The organism is Micromonospora wenchangensis (assembly GCF_002210435.1).
Classification (GTDB): domain Bacteria; phylum Actinomycetota; class Actinomycetes; order Mycobacteriales; family Micromonosporaceae; genus Micromonospora; species Micromonospora wenchangensis.
In genome coordinates this window covers 58,978-77,416 of the sequence record NZ_MZMV01000034.1, presented here as the reverse complement: position 1 = coordinate 77,416, position 18,439 = coordinate 58,978, and the positions used below count along the sequence as shown (strand labels likewise).

General features: G+C 74.8%; 17 protein-coding genes and 1 pseudogene. 8 read left to right on the top strand and 10 right to left on the bottom strand.

The window, feature by feature from the left end; translation table 11 throughout:
- The 6 genes and pseudogenes from B5D80_RS20040 to pseB all read right to left on the bottom strand — a co-directional run.
- Nucleotides 1–392, bottom strand: a pseudogene (locus B5D80_RS20040) (spore coat protein); the annotation flags it as partial.
- Nucleotides 389–1,117, bottom strand: coding sequence for a cytidylyltransferase domain-containing protein (locus tag B5D80_RS20035; protein WP_088645440.1), 729 nt, complete (start codon nt 1,115–1,117; stop codon nt 389–391). The pseudogene B5D80_RS20040 and the gene B5D80_RS20035, both read right to left, overlap by 4 nt.
- Before the next feature lie 83 nt (nt 1,118–1,200).
- A complete protein-coding gene (locus B5D80_RS20030; RefSeq protein ID WP_088645439.1) occupies nt 1,201–2,961 on the bottom strand; it encodes a class I SAM-dependent methyltransferase in 1,761 nt (586 codons plus the stop codon).
- A 41-nt stretch (nt 2,962–3,002) separates the two neighbouring features.
- Complete coding sequence (locus tag B5D80_RS20025) at nt 3,003–3,839, bottom strand: hypothetical protein (RefSeq protein ID WP_088645428.1); 837 nt, start codon at nt 3,837–3,839, stop codon at nt 3,003–3,005.
- A gap of 12 nt (nt 3,840–3,851) precedes the next feature.
- On the bottom strand, nt 3,852–5,009 hold the full coding sequence (locus B5D80_RS20020; protein ID WP_088645427.1) for a DegT/DnrJ/EryC1/StrS family aminotransferase: 1,158 nt from the start codon (nt 5,007–5,009) through the stop codon (nt 3,852–3,854).
- Nucleotides 5,006–5,989: a UDP-N-acetylglucosamine 4,6-dehydratase (inverting) gene (pseB, locus tag B5D80_RS20015; protein WP_088645426.1), complete on the bottom strand. Its 984-nt coding sequence runs from the start codon at nt 5,987–5,989 to the stop codon at nt 5,006–5,008. Before pseB ends, B5D80_RS20020 begins: the two co-directional genes overlap by 4 nt.
- A gap of 345 nt (nt 5,990–6,334) precedes the next feature.
- Here pseB and B5D80_RS20010 point away from each other — a divergent pair, with 345 nt between their 5' ends.
- A complete protein-coding gene (locus B5D80_RS20010) occupies nt 6,335–8,122 on the top strand; it encodes a hypothetical protein (RefSeq protein ID WP_088645425.1) in 1,788 nt (595 codons plus the stop codon).
- A 96-nt stretch (nt 8,123–8,218) separates the two neighbouring features.
- Here the strand turns inward: B5D80_RS20010 and B5D80_RS20005 are convergent, their stop codons facing one another.
- Nucleotides 8,219–8,731, bottom strand: a complete 513-nt coding sequence (locus B5D80_RS20005; protein ID WP_088645424.1) for a GNAT family N-acetyltransferase — start codon at nt 8,729–8,731, stop codon at nt 8,219–8,221.
- 89 nt (nt 8,732–8,820) lie between these two features.
- Between B5D80_RS20005 and B5D80_RS20000 the strand changes: the two genes are divergently transcribed.
- Genes B5D80_RS20000 through B5D80_RS19985 form a run of 4 tightly spaced genes read left to right on the top strand, consistent with a single transcriptional unit; the run spans nt 8,821 to nt 11,503 of the window.
- A complete protein-coding gene (locus tag B5D80_RS20000; RefSeq protein WP_169733084.1) occupies nt 8,821–9,072 on the top strand; it encodes an acyl carrier protein in 252 nt (83 codons plus the stop codon).
- The gene (locus B5D80_RS19995) at nt 9,069–10,316 is read left to right on the top strand and encodes an AMP-binding protein (protein WP_088645422.1); all 1,248 of its coding nucleotides are present in this window, start codon (nt 9,069–9,071) and stop codon (nt 10,314–10,316) included. The genes B5D80_RS20000 and B5D80_RS19995 overlap by 4 nt, the downstream gene beginning before the upstream one ends.
- The gene (locus B5D80_RS19990; protein ID WP_088645421.1) at nt 10,309–11,055 is read left to right on the top strand and encodes an SDR family NAD(P)-dependent oxidoreductase; all 747 of its coding nucleotides are present in this window, start codon (nt 10,309–10,311) and stop codon (nt 11,053–11,055) included. Before B5D80_RS19995 ends, B5D80_RS19990 begins: the two co-directional genes overlap by 8 nt.
- A complete protein-coding gene (locus tag B5D80_RS19985) occupies nt 11,039–11,503 on the top strand; it encodes a hypothetical protein (RefSeq protein ID WP_245854801.1) in 465 nt (154 codons plus the stop codon). Before B5D80_RS19990 ends, B5D80_RS19985 begins: the two co-directional genes overlap by 17 nt.
- 44 nt (nt 11,504–11,547) lie before the next feature.
- On the opposite strand, the gene pseI is transcribed toward B5D80_RS19985, so the two are convergent.
- From pseI to B5D80_RS19970, 3 genes are all read right to left on the bottom strand, one after another.
- The gene (gene pseI, locus B5D80_RS19980; protein WP_088645420.1) at nt 11,548–12,597 is read right to left on the bottom strand and encodes a pseudaminic acid synthase; all 1,050 of its coding nucleotides are present in this window, start codon (nt 12,595–12,597) and stop codon (nt 11,548–11,550) included.
- A 69-nt stretch (nt 12,598–12,666) separates the two neighbouring features.
- Complete coding sequence (locus tag B5D80_RS19975) at nt 12,667–13,785, bottom strand: glycosyltransferase family 2 protein (protein ID WP_088645437.1); 1,119 nt, start codon at nt 13,783–13,785, stop codon at nt 12,667–12,669.
- Nucleotides 13,786–13,874: 89 nt separating this feature from the next.
- Nucleotides 13,875–15,200 carry a polysaccharide pyruvyl transferase family protein gene (locus B5D80_RS19970; RefSeq protein WP_088645436.1) on the bottom strand — a complete coding sequence of 442 codons (1,326 nt, stop codon included), beginning with the start codon at nt 15,198–15,200 and terminating at the stop codon, nt 13,875–13,877.
- A gap of 181 nt (nt 15,201–15,381) precedes the next feature.
- On the opposite strand from B5D80_RS19970, the gene B5D80_RS19965 reads away from it, so the two are divergent.
- The 3 genes from B5D80_RS19965 (at nt 15,382) to B5D80_RS19955 (ending at nt 18,149) form a co-directional block, all read left to right on the top strand.
- Complete coding sequence (locus B5D80_RS19965; RefSeq protein ID WP_088645435.1) at nt 15,382–16,653, top strand: acyltransferase family protein; 1,272 nt, start codon at nt 15,382–15,384, stop codon at nt 16,651–16,653.
- A 203-nt stretch (nt 16,654–16,856) separates the two neighbouring features.
- Complete coding sequence (locus B5D80_RS19960) at nt 16,857–17,252, top strand: hypothetical protein (protein WP_088645419.1); 396 nt, start codon at nt 16,857–16,859, stop codon at nt 17,250–17,252.
- A gap of 135 nt (nt 17,253–17,387) precedes the next feature.
- On the top strand, nt 17,388–18,149 hold the full coding sequence (locus B5D80_RS19955; protein WP_088645418.1) for a hypothetical protein: 762 nt from the start codon (nt 17,388–17,390) through the stop codon (nt 18,147–18,149).
- Nucleotides 18,150–18,439: the final 290 nt, after the last annotated feature.

Below are 18,439 nucleotides of genomic sequence, written 5' to 3'. Positions count from 1 at the left end.
GGGGTGTCCGCGCCGAAGTTCTGGTCGAGGTAGAGGTCGGCGTCCTGACCCCGGGTGTCGCCGTCGACGACGGCCAGGGTGACCACGCCGGCGGCCCGCAGCGCCCCGGCCCCCGCCGGGTCCAGCTCGTACGAGTCGAGCACGAACGCGTCGAGGGCGTGCGTACGGGCCGCCTCGACCAGCCCGGCGGGGGTGTCGGGGCCGGGGTGGACCGGGATGCCGCACGCGGCAAGGTGGGCGGCGGCCCAGCCGACCCGGTGCACCGTGCCGAACAGTTCGACCCGGGCGCCCCGGGCCAGGAACTCCTCGCCCAGGGCCAGGCACCGCACCAGGTGCCCGACGCCGGTGTGTGGGCCGGCGTCGCAGCGCAGCCCGATCCGTGGTGGGTTCAGGACTCCTCCAGCCGCTTCTGGCGTACCGAGGAGTTGAGGGTACGCAGGTCGGGCCGCCCGTCCAGCCAGTCGGCGAGTTTCGCCAGCGGCACGCTGACGTCGCCGAAGTGGTCGACGACGGCGCTGACCAGCGCCCAGTCCTGGTCGGTGTCGAGGGTGAGCCGCAGCGCCGACCGGTCCGGGGTGAGGGTCACCCCGAGCACCCGGAACAGCTCCGGATGGGCGTACGCGAAGGAGGTGACGTGCACCCGGTGGTGGTCGGTGGCGAGCCGGTCCAGGGTGCGCAGCGCGTCCGCCCGGATGATCTCCACGTCCAGCCCCCGGGGCAGGGTACGGGCGATCGAGGTGCTGGCGTAGTCGAGCCCGGGGACGGCCCGGTAGACCGACGCCACCAGGGTGACGATCTCCGGGTCGAGCAGCGGGCAGTCGGCGGTGAACCGCATCACGGCGTCGCCGGGGTGGGCGTCGAGCGCGCCGACGAAGCGGCTCAGCACGTCGTCCACCGGTCCCCGGTGCACGGGCACGTCGAGCCGTGCGCACTCGGCGGCCACCGCGTCGTCGACGGGGTCGACGCTGGTGGCGACCACCAGGTCGGCGAGGACCCCGCTGTCCCGGGCGGCCCGGACCACCCGGCCGAGCACGCTGCGTCCGGCCAGCGGGCGCAGCACCTTGCCGGGTAGCCGCGACGAACCCATCCGGGCCTGCACGATCCCGACGATCCGCAGGTCGGAGCCGGAGCGTGCGGCCGCGTCGGGCCCGACGGGGTCGGCGTGACCGGGCCGGCCCGTCGGCTCAGCGTCGGGGTTCGTCACTGCTGTTCCTCCTGCGGCTTCGGGCCGAGCGCCTCGCGGGCCCGCCGCTTGGCCGCCCGCGCGCCCCGCTTCGCCAGCCGGGCCGGGGTGATGGCGAGCCGGCCCACCCGGTAGCTGAGCGAGCCGCTGAGCAGGTTGATCGTGGCGTCGGCGCGGCGCAGTGCCCGTTCCCGCGAGGTGAGCAGTTCCTCGGTCCACTTCAGCAGGGCGGCGAGCCGGGTCAGCTCCTCCCGCTGGCGTACCCAGGCCTCCCGCATCTGCTGGTAGCTGCGCGGCCCGGCGGGCGGGTCGGTGGGGGTGACCGCGCGCAGCTCGGTGGCGAGCGTCCCCCGCCGGTCGGCGTCCAGCCCACGCAGGGCGGCGGCGACCGCCGCCTCGGTCTCCACGGCCGTGTCGACGGTGGCCCGGTCCAGGTCGTGCCCGGCGACGCCGCCGAGGACCACGGTCAACCCGGCGACGTCCAGGGTGGACGGCCACGGGTGGGCGTAGCCGCCGGTGAGCAGGGTGACCGCGAACCGCCACAGCCCCTGGGCCAGCGCCACCTTGAGGGCCAGCGGCTCGCTGGCCCGCCAGCTCGGGTCGAGCACCGCGAAGGCGTCCCCGTCGACGACCACGTTGTCCGGGTCGGCGAGCGCGACCGCACCGGTCAACCGCCCGTCCGGGTCGGCCCGCCCGGCGAGCCAGCCCGCGTAGCCGCGCAGCAGCCGGCGCAGGGCGTCCAGGTCGCGGCGCAGGCAGCCGTCGAGCAGCACGGTGCGCAGCAGCCGTCCCGGCGGAACCGGGCCGGTGAGCGCGGCCGGGTCCCGGTGGGCGGCCTCCCGGCTGGCGAAGGGCGCCGGCCGGGTCCGGTCGGCCCCGCCGCCGGTGACCGACCAGTGCCAGCCGTCCGCCCGGTCGGACACCTCGACCACCCCCACGCCGGGCGGGCCGGTCTGCACCAGCACCACCGGCAGCGCCGGACCTGTCGACGTGTCGTGGCCGGGGCGGCGGGCCAGCGTCAGCCAGCCGGGGGCCAGCGCCGCGCCGAGCCCGGCGTGCAGCGCGTCGACCGCCAGCCGGGCCGGGTCCTGGAGCACCGGGCCGGCGGCGAACCCACCGGCGCAGGCGCCGTGCAGTACCGCGTCGAGCAGCCCCGAGGTGGGCCGCCGCTCCAGGGCGTCGGCGGCGACCAGGGCCGTCGGGGCACCCGGACCGGGGTACGCGGCGTAGTCGGCGTCGGTGGTCAGCCCCACCTCGGCGAGTCGGGCGCGTAGCTGCTCCCGGTTGGCCGGGCGGCCGGGGTCGAGCACCCCGCCGATGCTCCAGGCCGCGTCGTCCCGGTCGGCGTACCAGGGGGTGGGGGCGACCAGCCGGGACACCCCCAGCGGGTTGTCCAGTCGTAGCAGCAGCGTGCCGCCGGGACGCAGGGCGGCGGCCAGCCGGGCCAGCACCCCCGTCCAGCCCAGGCGGGCACCCTCGACCGACTCGACGGCGTCCAGTCCGGCCCCGGCCACCACCACGTCGAACGTGTCGGCCGGGTCGAGCCCGGTCGGGCCGCCGACGACCACCCGGGCGGCCCGGTCGGCCAGGGCCACCGCGTCCGGGTGGCTGCGCAGCAGGCAGGTCACTTTGGCGTGGGCGAGGCGGTCCAGCAGCGCCGGGTCGTGCGGCCCGGCCAGCAGCACCCGCGCCCCGGCCGGTACGACCCGGGCGGCCAGCGCGCCCAGCGGGCCACCGTCGGCCAGCCGCTGCTCCGGCAGGTCGGACCAGGCCAGCATCTCCCCGCCGGGCAGGACGACGGGGGCGGTGGTTCCAGTGGTCAACTCGTTCCTCCTGCGGGATGCGCCCAGCCGAGCAGTTCACGCAGCTCGGCGGGGGTGCAGCGGTGGTCGGTGCCCAGCTCGGCGCGGGCGATCCCGACGGCGGTCGGCAGGTCCACCGATTCGCCGTGCAGCTCCGGCCACTGCCGGCGGATGCGGGCGGTGCCGCCGAAGGTGGGGTCCTCCTTGGCCAGGATCATCGGGTCGCCGTAGACGGCCGGTTCACAGCCGGCGGCGATGCCGTAGAAGATGGCGCTGGTCAGCCGGTTGGACGCCACCCGGGCGTGCCGGCGCAGCTCGGTGAGCTGCTTGTCGAGGAACAGCGGGTCGGTGTCGCGCCACCAGTGCCCCCGGTAGCCGTGGCAGATCACCCGGAAGCCGGCGTTCTCGTAGAGCCGGCGGACCCGGCGCATGCCGTACTCGTGCCAGTAGAGGCAGACGGTGACCGGGCCGGGTTCGGTGTCCCTGATCCGGGCGATCAGCTCCCGGTGGTCGCCCTTGACGTGCTGACCCTCCCAGCCGTGGAACGGGTACCAGATGGTGCCCTCCCGGGCGGCCGGCGGCGGGTCGTCGCGGCGCAGGTCGAGCAGGTACGCGAAGGGCGCGCCGGTGACCACCACGTTGCGCCGCCCCACCGACCAGGCCCGTCGCCGCGTCTGCTCCGACCAGAGCAGGCTGGGGGTGCGCTCGGCGTACGGGTGGCCGGGGGCGAGGCCGTCGCCGATGTTCCAGCCGTGCTGGACGTACCCGTTGATCCGGGGCGGGTGGCCGTCGCCCAGCCCGCAGTAGCGGGCCAGCACGTGGGCGTGGCCGTAGAAGTGGTTCGCGTGGTGCATCGGTTCCCCCGGTCAGGCGGCGGTGGGCGCGGTGACGCCGCGCATCGCCGCGCCGAGCGCGTCGATCACCCGGTCCTGGTCGGTGTCGGTGAGACCCGGGTACAGCGGCAGCGAGAGCTGCTGGGCGTAGAACGCCTCGGCCACCGGGCAGGACCCGCGCCGGTAGCCCAGGTCGGCGAAGGCCGGGTGCCAGTGCACCGGCAGGTAGTTGACCTGCACGCCGATGCCGGCGGCGCGCATCCGGTCGTACACCTCGCGGCGGCGGCCGTCGAGGACCCGGACCGGGTAGAGGTGCCAGGCTGGGGCGGCCCAGGACCGGCGGGTCGGGGTGAGCACCCCGTCCAGGTCGGCCAGCGCCTCGTCGTAGCGGGCCACCAGCCGGGCGCGGGCGGCGAGGAAGTCGCCGAGCCGGCGTAGCTGGCTGCGGCCCAGCGCGCAGAGCACGTCCGGTAGCCGGTAGTTCAGCCCGAATTCGTGCACCTCCTGGTGCCAGCCGCCCTCGTCCGGGGCGCGCAGCTCGGCGCGGTCCCGGACCAGCCCGATGTTGCGGAACCGGCGGGCCCGGGTCAGCAGCTCCGGGTCGGCGGTGGCGACCGCGCCGCCCTCGGCGGTGGTGAGGTTCTTGGTGGGGAAGAACGAGAAGGTGGTCAGGTCGGCCAGCGACCCGACCGGCCGGCCCCGGTAGGTGGCCCCGATGGAGTGCGCCGCGTCGGCCAGCAGCAGCGCGTCCGAGCCGGTCAGGGCGGTGCGCAGGGCGTCGTAGTCGGCCGGGTGGCCGGCGTAGTCGACGGCGGCGACGACCTTCGTCCGGGCGGTGGTCGCGGCGGCTGCCGCCGCCGGGTCCAGGGTGAACGTCCCCTCCTCGACGTCGGCGAAGACGATCCGCGCGCCGAGGGCGACCGCGCTGCTGGCGGTCGCCACGAACGTCATCGGCGGCACCACCACCTCGTCGCCGGGTCCCACCCCGGCCGCCGCGTAGGCGACGTGCAGGGCGGCGGTGCCGTTGGCGACCGCCGCGCAGCCGGCCCCGCCGGTCCAGCCCGCGAGGTCGGCCTCGAACGCGTCGACCTGCGGGCCGGTGGTGAGCCAGTCGCTGCGCAGGGTGGCGACCACGGCGGCGACGTCGTCGTCGGTCACCGACTGCCGGCCGTACGGGAGCATCGCCGTCATGCGGCGATGCCGAGCATGTCGCGCAGCTGCGGGACGCTCAACCACTCGTCGTTGCCGTCGGACTGGTAGGCGAAGCCGTCCGGCACCGGCTCGCAGTCGACAGGCGGCCGGTAGCCCCAGGTGGCGATCGTCGGCTGGACGATGAACCGGTCCTTCGCGCGCAGCGTCCGGCGGCTGTCGTCCGGGGCGATCATCTCCTCGTGCAGCTTCTCGCCGGGCCGGATGCCGATCTCGTGGGTGGTGGCGTCCGGGGCGACCGCCTCGACCAGGTCGAGGATGCGCATGCTGGGGATGCGCGGCACGAACAGTTCACCGCCCTGCATCTGGTCGAAGCTGTCCAGCACGAACTGCACGGCTTGGTCCAGGGTGATCCAGAACCTGGTCATCCGCTTGTCGGTGATCGGCAGGCTCTTGCCCTCGGCGGCGAGCCGGCGGAACAGCGGCACCACCGAACCCCGGCTGCCGACCACGTTGCCGTAGCGGACCACGGCGAACCGGGTGGGGTGCTGGGCGGCGTAGTGGTTGGCCGAGACGAACAGCTTGTCGCCGACGAGCTTGGTCGCGCCGTACAGGTTGATCGGGCTGGACGCCTTGTCGGTGGAGAGCGCGATGACCTTCCGGACGCCGGCCTCGATGGCCGCGTCGACGACGTGCTGCGAACCGGTGATGTTGGTGGCGATGAACTCCGACGGGTTGTACTCGGCGGTGTCCACCTGCTTGAGGGCGGCGGCGTGCACCACGTGGTCCACCCCGTGCATGGCCCGGGTGAGCCGGTGCCGGTCCCGGATGTCCCCGATGAACCAGCGCAGCCGGGGGTCGTCGCCGAGTTGCTGGCGCAGCTCGTACTGCTTGAGTTCGTCGCGGGAGAACACCACCACCCGGGCCGGGTCGGCCACGTCCAGGACGTGCCGGAGGAACGTCTTCCCGAAGGAACCCGTACCGCCGGTGACCAGAATGGAGGACCCATTCAACTCACTCAATTTGGTGCTCCCCAGCTCGTGGTTGCGCCGCAGGCTCCGGGCCAGGCGACCGGACGGACGCTAGCCAGGTCGGGTTAACGCACCGACGCCCCCGGGTTAACCGCCCACGCTGGTCGTGTGAATGCCGGCCCCCCGGCAGGCGAACAGTTGCCGACCCGGCTGCTGCCGGCTGACCAGCGGCTACGCCGCTGACTACAGTGGCCCGGCGCGGCCGGTGGGCATCCCGCCGCAGGCGCGTCCGACACCCACGGCCGGGCACCGCCCCCACCGGCCCGGCCTGCGGGCCGGGACCGTCGCGCGTCCCGGGCCGGCCGACGGGTGCCCCGACGAGGCAGGAGGCGACGCATGGTGGCCGTCACCGAGGTGGGACACCGGGTCGCCGACCCGGCCGGGCGGCCGGCTCGCCGGCGACTGGTGCCGGCGCTGCTGGTGGTGGGCTGGCTGCTGGGCGTCGGCTGGCGGATGTGGCTGTCGCGGCACGTGCCGCTGCCCATCGCCCACACCGACGAGGACAGCTACCTGCACACCGCCCGCGCGCTGGCCGGCGGGCCGGGCGGCTTCAGCAGCGAGAACGGGCCGTTGCGCCGGGTCGGCTACCCGCTGCTGATCTCCCCGGCGTTCCTCGGGGAGCGGGACTTCGCCGACAGCTACCGACTGGTGCAGTTGATCAACGCGGCGGTGAACGCGACGGTGCTGCCGCTTTCGTACCTGCTGCTGCGCCGCCTGGTGCCGGTACGTCAGGCGGTCGCCCTGGCCGCCGCCGCGGTCGCGGCCACCCTGCCGGCGACGGTGTTCTACGCCGGGGTGGCGATGATCGACGCGGTGCTCGCGCCGCTGGTGCTGGCCTGGCTGCTGGCCGTGCACCACTGGGTGCGCCGCCCCGGCCCGCTGGCCGCCGCCGGGGCCGGCGCCCTGGTCGGGACGTTCCACCTGCTGCACTCCCGGGGCCTGGTGATCGTGGGCGTGCACGCCGGCCTGGTGCTGCTGCTGTTCCTGCGGCGCCGGACCGGCCCGGCGCAGGTGCTCGCCGCGGTGCTGCCGGTGCTGGCGTTGGCGCTGCTCAACGAGGCGGTCATCCGGCTGCTCGGCGACCGGGTCTACCTGCTGGGCGACCCGCCCGGCGACGGCACCGTCCGGGCGGTCGCCTCCGGGCCGGGGCTGCTGCGGGTCGGCGCGGCGGTCGCCACCCAACTCTGGTACCTGGTGGTCATCACCTTCGGGTTGGCCGGCGTCGCCTGGGCCGGTGCCGTGCACCTCCTGCTGCGTCGTCCCACCCCCGCCGCGACCCCGGGGCACGCCCCCGCCGCGTCCCCGCCGACCGCCGCCGGCCCGGGGGACGGGGTCGGGGCGACCCGGTGGACGGTCGGGGTGGCGCTGGTGACCAGCGTGGGGGTGGCGGCCGGCGCGTCGGTGATCCTGGCCGGCATCACCGGCAAACCGCTGGACGCCATCTACGGCCGGTACGTGCAGATGCTCGCCCCGTTCTGGCTGCTGCTCGGGGTGGGGATGCTGGTGACGGCGACGCCCCGGCAGCGGTGGCGGCGGGCGGCGGTCGCGGTGGGCCTGCTGCTGGCCGGCGCGACCCTGATCGCCGCCCGGCTGGCCTGGGTCGCCAGCCGGGGACACGAGTTGCGCTACGGCGGGTTCGGCGCACCGGACCTGATGGCGCTCACCGGCGGCTGGCGGGAGTTCCGGCCGTTCACCGGGGCGGCCGTCGGGATCGCCGGCTGCCTGCTGCTGGTCGCCGCCCTGCGGCTGCCCCGGTGGCGGCTGCCGGTGCTCGCCGTGCTGGTGGCGGTGAACCTCGGCACCATGCAGGTGATCACCGCCCGGCTGGTCCGGCCGGTGGTCGCGGCGACCGCGCCCACCCCCCGGGTGGCCGACCTCGGGGTACGTCCCGGCGACCGGGTCTGGGCGTCGCTCGGCGTGCAGTGGGTGCTCCGGTTCAACCTCAGCCACCAGGTGACCTGGGCCGACGTGCGGTGGTTCGGGGACGACCCGCCGGCCGACGCCGACGTGGTGTTCGTCAGGTGGGCCCCCGGCGAGCCGGACGACTGGGACGGCACCCGGTACGGCTTCGTCCGCCTCGGCGGCAACCCGGAGCAGCACTGGGCCGCCTGGCGGCGGAGCTGACTCCATCGCCGGGCCGCCCGTGACCGCCCCGCCGGGGCGCAATTCAGTTAACGGGGGGTGGCGAGTCGGTGAATGGTCGCCGGACAATCGGGGAAATCAGCGGCGACGACGGTTGTCCCGGTTCAGGGAAATGGGGACGACGGTGATTTCCCGGCCGTCGTGCGTCTCGCGTCGACCGGTGCCCTCGACGAACCGGAACCGTCGGTTCATCTGCCGTACGACCGTGTTGTCGGCCAGCACCTCGCCGTCGAGCCGGTCCAGCGCGAGCACGTCGAAGGCGTGGTCCACCGCCGCCCGCATCACGCCCAGCCAGGCGGGCAGCGTCGCCCCCCGCCCGGCCAACCCGTCGGCGTCCAGGTAGAAACCCCAGGAAGCGGTGCGCTGCGGCCCGTCCTGGCGCAGGTCGAAGAACGTCACCACGCCGGCCGGCCGGTCGTCGTGCAGATAGATCAGCACCCGGCGGGTCGGGTCGGTACGCACCCGCGACCACCATGCCGCGTGCTCGGCGGCGGTGATCTCGTGACTGGTCTTGCTGACCTGCCGGTTGGTTTCCTGATTACGCCAGGACAACATCAGGTTAACGTCGTCCGTCGTGGCCTCGCGCAGCACCCGTACCCCTTTGTATTCATCTGGTGGACCCCTGCGGACCCTACCCGGGTAAAGGGGCCGGATAATTGTCGGGCTGTACACTCCGGCGCATGAACGAATTGAGTCGCGCGCAGATTCGCGACCTCATGGCGCAGGTGGTGCGCAACCAGGGCCGGGTGCTGCCCGACGACGACTCCACCGACCTGCGGGAGATCGGCTTCCGGTCGCTGGACTTCTCGGAACTCGCCCTGCGGGTCGAGGACGCCACCGGCGAGGAGCTGAACTTCGACGCCCCCGGCCTGCGCCGGATCGCCACCGTCGGCGACGTCCTCGACTTCCTCGCCGAACTCCAGCGGCAGTGACCGTCGCGACCTCGCCGGCCGGGCTGGACAACCGGGTCGTCGTCGCCGGGGTGGCCCGGAGTTGGCGGGACCTGCCCGTCCCGGCGCTGCCGTCCCCCGGCGTGGTCCTCGCCGCCGGGGCCGCCGACGCGCTCGCCGTCGCCCGGCGGCACGCCGTCGACGGCACCGAACTGCTGCTCGCCGCCCCCACCCGGGTCGACGCGACGATGCGGGACGAGTTGCGTGCCGCCGGGTTCGCCGTCACGGTGCTCACCGCCGGGGTGCCGCAGACCGTGCCGCCGGCCGTCTCCCGGGCACCCGAGGCGGGTCGGCTCTGGCTGCTCACCTCCGGGTCGACGGGGCGGCCCAAGCGGGTCGGGCACAGCCTCGACTCGTTGACCACCGTGCGGTCGGCGCAGCCGGAACGGACCTGGCTCTGCCCGTACGCCCCCGGCAGCTACGCCTGGTGGCAGGTGGTCACCCTGTCGCTGACCCAGCCCGGTCAGCACCTCGTGGTGGTCGACCCCGACGAGTTGGACGACTGGCCGGCGATCGCCGCCGCGCACGGCGTCGACGCCGTCTCCGGCACCCCCACCTTCTGGCGGCGCACCCTGCACCGCGACCCGCAGGCGCTGGCCCGGGTGCCGCTGCGCCAGCTCACCCTCGGCGGCGAACCGGTCGACCAGGCCGTCCTGGACCGCCTGCGGGAGCTGTTCCCGGCCGCCCGGATCTCCTGGATCTACGCCTCCTCCGAGGTCGGCGCGTCGATCGTGGTGCACGACGGGCGGGCCGGGTTCCCGGTCGGCTGGCTCGACCGGGTCACCCCGGGCCGACCCACCCTCTCCCTGCGCGACGACGAACTGGTGATCACCTCACCGCACCACGGGGTCGGCCTCGACGGGCCGGTCCGCACCGGTGACCGGGCCCAGGTGGTCGACGACCGGGTGGTGATCACCGGCCGGCTGGACTCCGACGAGATCAACGTCGGCGGCAGCAAGGTCTCCGCCGGGCTGGTCCGCGCCGTGCTCACCGCCCACCCCGGGGTCGCCTGGGCCCGGGTCACCGGCCGCCGCGCGCCGGTGCTCGGCCGGATGGTGGTCGCCGAGGTCGTCCCCACCACCGCGCCGGGCGACGCCGGGGCCCCGCCCGACGAGGGCGCGCTGGTGCGCTGGTGCGCCGACCGGCTCCCCGAGTACGCGGTGCCCCGCCGCATCCGCCTGCTGACCGAGATCCCCGTCAAGGAGACCCTGAAGAGCGATGTCTGACTCCCCGCCCGTTCCCGCCAGCACCGTGGTCCTCGTCTCCGGCGGGTCCCGGGGGCTGGGCCTGGCCATCGTCACCGACCTGCTCGACGCCGGCCTCACCGTGGCCGCGTTCGCCCGTACCGTCACCCCCGAGCTGGAGAAGCTGGCCGACGCGTACCCCGACCGGGTGCACGTCGGGGCGGTGGACGTCACCGACCTCGCGGCGGCCCAGCGGTTCCTCCGGGCGGTCGAGGCACGGTTCGGCCCGGTCGACGGCCTGGTCAACAACGCCGCCGTCGGGCAGGACTCGATGCACACGCACACCGCCACCGCCGACATCGCCCGGATCGTCGAGACCAACCTGACCGCGCCGTTGCAGCTCACCCGCCTGGTGGCCCGGCGGATGCTCGGGCAGGGGCGGCGCGGGCGGATCGTCAACGTCACCTCGATCTGCGCCCAGCGCGGCTTCCCCGGCCTGGTCGCGTACTCGGCCACCAAGGGCGGCATGGACGCGGCCACCCGCTCGCTGGCCCGCGAGCTGGGCGGGCGGATGCTGGTCAACGCCGTCGCACCGGGCTTCTTCGCCTCGGAGATGTCCGCCGTGCTGGGCAGCACCCAGCTCGACCAGATCGTCCGTCGCACCCCCACCGGCCACCTGACCGAACCGGCCGAGGTGGTCCCGGTGGTGCGGATGTTGCTGTGCGCGCACACCAACATCAACGGCCAGGTCATCGTGGTCGACGGTGCCGCCTCGATCTGACCTCGGGGCCGGGTCGGGGGGCCTGCGGGTGGCCGACCCGGCCCGGCCGGCCGGGAACACCGGGCTGCGGCCGGTGCCCGCGCTGCTCGGTGCCGCCGAACGGCACCTGCGTGTCGGCACCCCCGACGAGCTGCGGTACGCGGTGACCCGCAGCCACCTCGACGACGGGCGCTGCGTCGGCTGGTACGGGCCGGCCGCCCCCGGCTGGCGGGTGGCGATCGACGCCGAACGGGCCACCGCCGAGGTCCCGCCCGCGTTGGCCGCACGCTTCGGCCCGGCCGACTTCTGGGCCCGCTGGACCCGGGCGGAGAGCCTGTGCAAGCTGGCCGAGGTGCCGGTGGCCGCCTGGTGGCGGCGGCACGGGCTGGCCGTACCCCCGCACACCCGCGCGGTCTGGCGCACCCTGCGCCTGGCCGACCTGGTGGTCACGGTCGCCTTCGCCCCCTGAACGCGCCCCGCCCCGCGCAACCGCGCGGGGCGGGACGGCCGGTGTCAGACGAGGTCCCAGCTCAGCGGGGTGCCCCGGGGGACGTCGGTGGTGAAGGTGCGGCCGAGGACCCGGTCGATCTCCACCGGGGGCAGACCGCCGGCCGGACGGATCGAGCGGACGTTCGCGGTGGTCACCTCGTCGCCGGCCCGGACGTCGGCCACCACGAACAGGGAACGGCGGAACCGCAACCCCTCCCGCTCGGCCGGGGTCGGCCCGACGGCGGTGCCGCCCAGCGCCGCGTGCGCCCGCGCCGACTCCACCACCAGGGCGGCCAACTCGTCGGGGTGCAGCGAGAAGTCGGAGTCCACCCCGCCGTCGCCCCGGTCGAGGGTGACGTGCTTCTCGATGAAGCAGGCGCCCAGCGCCACCGAGGCCACCGGCACCCCGATGCCGGGGGTGTGGTCGGACAGGCCGACCGGCACCCCGAACGCGTCGGCCAGCACCGGAATCCGGCGCAGGTTGCTGTCGGCCGGTGGGGCCGGGTAGGCGGCGGTGCAGGCCAACAGCACGATGCCGCCGGCCCCGCCGTCGCGGGCGGTGCGCACCGCGGCGTCGATCTCGGCGAGCGTGGCCATGCCGGTGGAGATGACCAGCGGCTTGCCGGTGCCCGCGACCAACCGGATCAGCGGCAGGTCGACCAGCTCCGACGAGGCGATCTTGTACGCCGGGACGTCCAGCCCCTCCAGCAGCTCCACCGCCGACGGGTCGAACGGGGACGAGAACACGGTCAGCCCCCGCTCCCGGGCCCGTTCGAAGATCGGCCCGTGCCACTCGTACGGGGTGTGGGCCCGCTCGTAGAGCCGGTAGAGGTTCTGCCCGCCCCACAGCTCGTGCCCGCCGGAGATCCGGAACGCCGGGGTGTCCACGTCGATGGTGATGGTGTCCGGCCGGTACGTCTGCAACTTCAGCGCGTGCGCCCCGCTGGCCGCCACCGCGTCCACGATCGCCAGCGCCCGGCCCAGGTCGCCGTTGTGGTTACCGGACATCTCCGCCACCACGAACGGCTGCTCCCCGGCCCCCACCAGGTGCGGCCCGATCTTCACTGTCGTCATCCCGAGACCCCTGTTCCCTGTGCTCGTCGCTCGTACCCCGGCCGCCGCCCGAGACGGTGGTCCGGCCGGTCACCGGCTGCCGCGACCCGCCAGCGCGTCGCGGTCGGCGGTGCAGTCGTGGGCCGGCCCGACGACCGGCGGCACCGGTTGCGGCGCGGCGGCCGATCGGCGCAGCCACCCCGCCAGCCGGTGCGCCTGGCGCAGCACCGCGTACGCGAGATAGTCGTCCCGGCCGACCAGCCGGTGCTTGAGCCCGGCCACCCCGCCCGGCCGGGGGTAGCCGCCCGGCGGCAGGTGCCGGCGGTAGTGCGCGGCGACCCGGCGGAAGAACTCCCGACGCAGGTGCGGGTGCAGCCGGCCGTCGTTGCCGACCACCACCAGCATGTGGTTGACCATCAGGGCGAACAGCTCACCGCGCAGCCGCTCGTCCGGGTACCGGCGGGCGACCCAGTCGAACAGCCTGTCGTACTGGTCGAAGGCGTCGAAGTGGCGACCGCTGCGGGTGGAGGTGATCGCGCCCTGCCGGCCCTGCCGGTACAGGTAGCAGACCCGGTCCAGCACGGAGATCCGCTCCGCGCCGATCAGCAGCGGGTTGCTGAACGGGATGTCCTCGTACCAGCCGGGGTGGAAGCGCAGCTCCAACGCGTGCAGGTACTCCCGGCGGACCACCTTGTTCCAGGCGGTGTGCTGCACCCGCAGCAGCCCCGGACGGTCGGCCAGCCGGACCACCCCGGGGATGCCGCGCAGCAGGTGACTGCTCGCGTCCACCTCGCGCCGGCCGTCGTCGCGTACCCGCAGGTGGTCGAGCATCAGCACGTCGGGGCGGTGCGCCCGGAGCCGGTCCAGCACCGCCGGGACCGTGCCCGGCGGCAGCCAGTCGTCGCTGTCGACGAACCACACGTACTCGCCGGTCGCCACGTCCAGACCGGCGTTGCGGGCCGGACCCAACCCGACGTTGCGGGTCAGGTGCACCGTGCGTACGCCCGGATGCTCTGCCGCGTACGCGCGCAGCAGCTCCCCGCACCGGTCCGGCGAGGCGTCGTCGACGGCGACGATCTCGACCGCGCCCGTCGCGTCGGCCGGCACGTCCGTGCGCACCGAGTCGAGGCACTGGTGCAGGTACGCCTCCACCCCGTGGACCGGGACGACGACGCTGAGCAGCGGGGTGGGCGCGGGCTGGTTGACCACCCCGCCACCCTGGTGCACGGGTATGGACGGCCACGGAACGTGACGTATCCGGTGGAGATGGAGCTGCTGAACAGCGGCCGAGCGGCAGGTTAACGGTTCAGCATCCGCCGTACCGGTGCGGGGACCGCGCGCCGCACCCGGGCCCGAAGCCGCTGGTCACGCAGTTCCCGTACGTCGTCGCCGAGCGCCGCGTTGCGGTCGCGCAGCCACTGGATGCGGGCCAGCAGTTCCTCGGGTGAACTGGCCGAGGCGGGCCGGACCGCCGGCGGGAACACCGTCTCGCGGACCTGCGCGTCGAAGCGGGCCGCGCTGTCGCCGTCGTCGAACGCGTTGCCCAGGTCGTGCCGGGCGAGGAAGGCGCGCATCACCTCGTAGCGGGCCCGGTGCCCGGTGTTCAGGCCGGTGTAGTCGGCCTCGGCGTAGAGCTGCGCGGCGTCCACGTCGGCCGGCACGTCAGGCATCAGCCGGTGCGGGATGTCGAAGTAGCGGGCCAGTTCCAGGGTGCGCGAGTCGTGCGCGAACAGGTAGCCGGGGGTGCCGGCGACCAGCGCGGTGATGGTGCCGTGGATGCGGGTGCCGAAGGCGAAGTCGAACCCGGCGAGGTAGTCCATCCAGGTCCACGGGTCGAGGAACATCCGCACCTTGTCCTGCGTGAACAGCGGGTGCGAGGTGTGGATCGGGATGGCGCTGGTCTTGCCCCGGTCCTGCGGCGCGTCGCCGTAGAGCAGGGTGCCCAGCGTCTTGAGGTCCTGCGGCAGGTAGCGCAGGTTGGGGTAGCGGGCCTGGTGCGAGGCGATGATCTTCGCCATCGACTTGACGTACGGGGAGACGGTCAGCGCCACCCGGGCGTCGGTGCTCAGGGCCGGCGCGGACTTCTCCACCCGGAGCTGGTCGCCGTGCAGGAACATCGACGGGCAGCCGATCACGTCGACGGCGGAGAAGCCCAGCGTGTTCAGGTACTGCGCGGTGATCTCCCCGCGTACGCCGATGCTCGGCCCCCGCTCCAGCGCCGCCCGGACGAACCGGCTGACCACGTCGTCGATCGGACGCAGGTACTCCCGGTCGCCGTGGATGTCGGTCTGTACGCCCACCCCGAACACCACCACCGGGATGCGCAGCCGCTCGACCAGCTTCGTCATCAGCTCGATGCGGTGGGCGTAGCTGCGCCGGAACGCGTTGGCGAGCGGGATGACGTACACGTCGTACTGCTCGTTGATCCGGTCGGCGTCGCGCAGGTCGACCTTGAACTCGGTCGACGTGATCCGCGCGGTGGAGGTGCGCAGCAGCTTGTGGGCGGCGTGACTGAAGACCAGGTTGCCGTTGTTCTCCCCGATCCAGTTCCCCTCGTACGCCTCCTCCGGGCCGCGTACGTCGAACGGGTCCTTCTTCGCCCGCATCAGGATCCGTTGGTGCACCACTTCGCTCCGTTCCTCGTTCGCCGGGAGCCTCCGCCGGCCGCCGATCTGACCCACGGGTACGCCGACACCGACAGGTCCCGCGATGTTAGGGCAGTGGAGGGATTTCGTACACCTTCCGCACATCCGCACCACCCCCGGTCCGTCGCCGACGACGGGGCGTGCCGGTAGGGTGCCCCGGGTGACCAGCGTGCCCACCACCGCGCCCCCGGCGCTGAACCGGCTCCCGTCGCTGACCGGGCTGCGCTGGATCGCCGCCATGCTGGTCTTCGGCTACCACGTCGGCACCATGCGGATCGTCACCCAGCCCGACGCCAGGGCGGTGGTCGACTGGCTGTTCACCCTGGGCCTGTCCGGGGTGCAGTTCTTCTTCATCCTCAGTGGCTTCGTGCTGGTCTGGTCGGCCCGCGACGGCGACCGGCGGCGGGACTTCTGGCGTCGCCGGCTCGCCAAGATCTTTCCCAACCACGTGCTGACCTGGGCGGCGGCGCTGCTGGTGATGTGGTGGTTCGCCGACCCGGTGGTGCCGCGCGCCGCCCTGGAGAACCTGTTCCTCGTCCAGGCGTGGGACCCCACCCCCGGCTACTTCTACAGCATCAACAACGTAAGCTGGTCGCTCTCCTGCGAGCTGTTCTTCTACCTCTGCCTGCCGCTGGCGCTGCCGGCCATCCGGCGGGCCCACTCCGGTGTGCTGTGGGCCGTGGTGGTGGCGGTGCCGCTGGTGATCCTGGCGCTCTGGCCCGGCCAGCAACTGCTGCCCGAGGGCAGCAACTGGTGGTTCACCCAGGTCTTCCCGCTGGTCCGCTCCACCGAGTTCTGGCTGGGCGTCGCCGCCGCCGAGCTGCTGCGCCGTGGTCACTGGCGGGGCCCCGGGCTGCCCCTGGCCAGCCTGCTCTTCGTGGTCGTCTGGGTGGCGGCGCACTGGATCCCGGCCGAGATGTGGGCGGCGCTGCTGTCGGTGGCGTACATCCTGGTCATCCCGGCGGCGGCCCGCGCGGACGTGCAGGGCCGCCGGTCCCCGTGGCGGCACCGCACCCTGATCTGGCTCGGCGAGGTGTCGTTCGCCTTCTACCTGGTGCACGTGCTGGTGATGATGACCGTGCTGCGGCTCACCGGGCACTGGGGCGTGGGGCTGCCCGGCTGGTCGGGGCCGCTGGCCGTGCTCGGCTTCCTGGTGCTGAACCTGGCGCTGGCCGCCGCACTGCACCGCTTCGTGGAGACCCCGATGATGCGCCGCCTCGCCCCCCGCCGCCGCAACCCGGCCGCCACCTCTGCTGCTGCCCCCTCCGACGCCGATGCCCCGGTGCCCGGCGTTGCCGCCTCCGATGCTCCCGCTGCCGATTCCGGCGCTGCCGCCACCTCCGGCGGCGTCGTCCCCGGGCCGAGGGGGGCCGGTGACGGGCCGCGCGACGGCCGCCCCGTCGAGTACGCCGGGCCGCGCGACCCCCACTGACCCACCGGCACGACCCGTCTCCCCGGTCCCGCCGGCACGGCCCGGCTCCTGCCCCGGCAGGTCGGCCGCGCAGCGTCCCTCCATCCTGGACACGCCCCGGCTCTGGCGGCCCAGAACCCCGGTGACCTGCTCCTCCGTGTGCCCGGCGCGGCGACACGCCCGGCGGTGCTGCGGGCCGGTGGCCCCTTCGGTAGCGTGGTCACGTGTTCCCGGTCGCGCTCACCAGTCCGCTGTGGTGGGTCGCGCGCGGGATGTCCCGGCTGCTCGCCGGGCTCGCGGTCGCCCTCGCGTTCGCCGCCGCCGGCCCCGCGCCGACCGGCCCCGCGCTGTTCGATCCGGCCCCCGGTGCCCTCTCGGCCGACGCGTCGCACTCCTTCCCCACCGCCGTGGCCCTCGACACCCCGTTCGGCCGGGGTGACGGCATCCGCTCCGACGGCCGGGCGACCGAGCGGGTCGACGTGGTGGCGACCGACCGGGTCGACGCCGGCGTGCCCGCCGTGCCGGCCGGTCCGGCACGGGAGCTTCCGGCCGCCACCCTGGTGACACCTGGCGGTCGGGTGCCCGCCGCCGCCGGGCCCCGGGCGCCCCCGGCGGGCTGAACCCGCCCCAGCGGGGGCCACCCGCCCGCCACCACCACGACCTCGTCCCCGTACCGCCCCGGGCGGACGTTGCCCGCAACGGTCCCGCCCCGGTACGGCCCCGACCCGCCACATCCGCCCGCGAGGTGTCGACCCGTGAACACCGTGCTCTCCCAGTTCCTGATCGGGGTGCCGACCGCCACCGCGATCTGGTCCCTGCTGCTCGTCCTCGCGCTGACCGGCCTCGCCGTCCTGGTCGCCCGCCCCGAACGGGACCAGGCGACCGAGGTGACCCCCGTCGTGCCGCCGCCGGACGCCCCACCCCCGGTCGCCGACCTGCGCCGCTACGCCGGGGAGGTGGCCGTCGCCGCCGCCGGGGCCGCCCAGACCGCCCGCCGTCACCGGGCCGCCTGGCTGGCCGCCCAGGACACCCTGGAACGGGCCTGGCAGGCGTACGACGAGGCCGAGACGACCGCCCGCCGGTTCGTCGGCGCGGGGGCGCTGCCCAGCCCGCGTACCCCCCGGACACCCGCCGAGTACGCGGGCCGGGAGCGGTGGCTGCACCAGGAGGCGGTGGCGGCGCACTGGCGGGGCGAGTTGTCGGTGGAGCGGCTGCGGGACGTCTTCGCGCACCGCGACGGCTGGGACCCGCGCCGGCACCCGGTCGAGCACGAGGTGATGCTCGCGCGGGCGGTGCGGGAGGACCGGCGTGCGGCGTACCGGGCGGCGGCCTGGCGGGAACGCGTCGCGTGGCGGGACGCCGAGCTGGCCGCCGAGGCCGCCCGCTCCCTGGCCGCCGAGGCGTACGCGGCCACCCAGCGGGTGCGGCCGGACCGGGTCCCGCGGCCCCGCACCGCGGCGTCGGCGGCGACCCTCCCGACGCGTGCCACCCGCTGGCACCCGGCCCGGGTCGGCTGACCACCCCGGGACCGCCGCTCCCGGGCCGGCCTGTCCCGGCCCGGCCTGTCCCGGCCCGGCCTGCCTTGCCTCGGCCTGCCTCGGCCGGCCTGTCCCGGCCCCGGGATGATCGACACAACGACGCGCAAATGGCGGTGTCCACCCCGCGTTGACTCCACGACTTCGGCCCCGTTGCGGATGCTGGACCCCGGAGCCGCGCGGCCGGGGGTCTCGGGGGTCGAATTGTTATCCAGCTCCGGTGTGGGGGGCGTCACGGCCGGGGGAATCGGACAGGCGGTCACAGGCGGTCA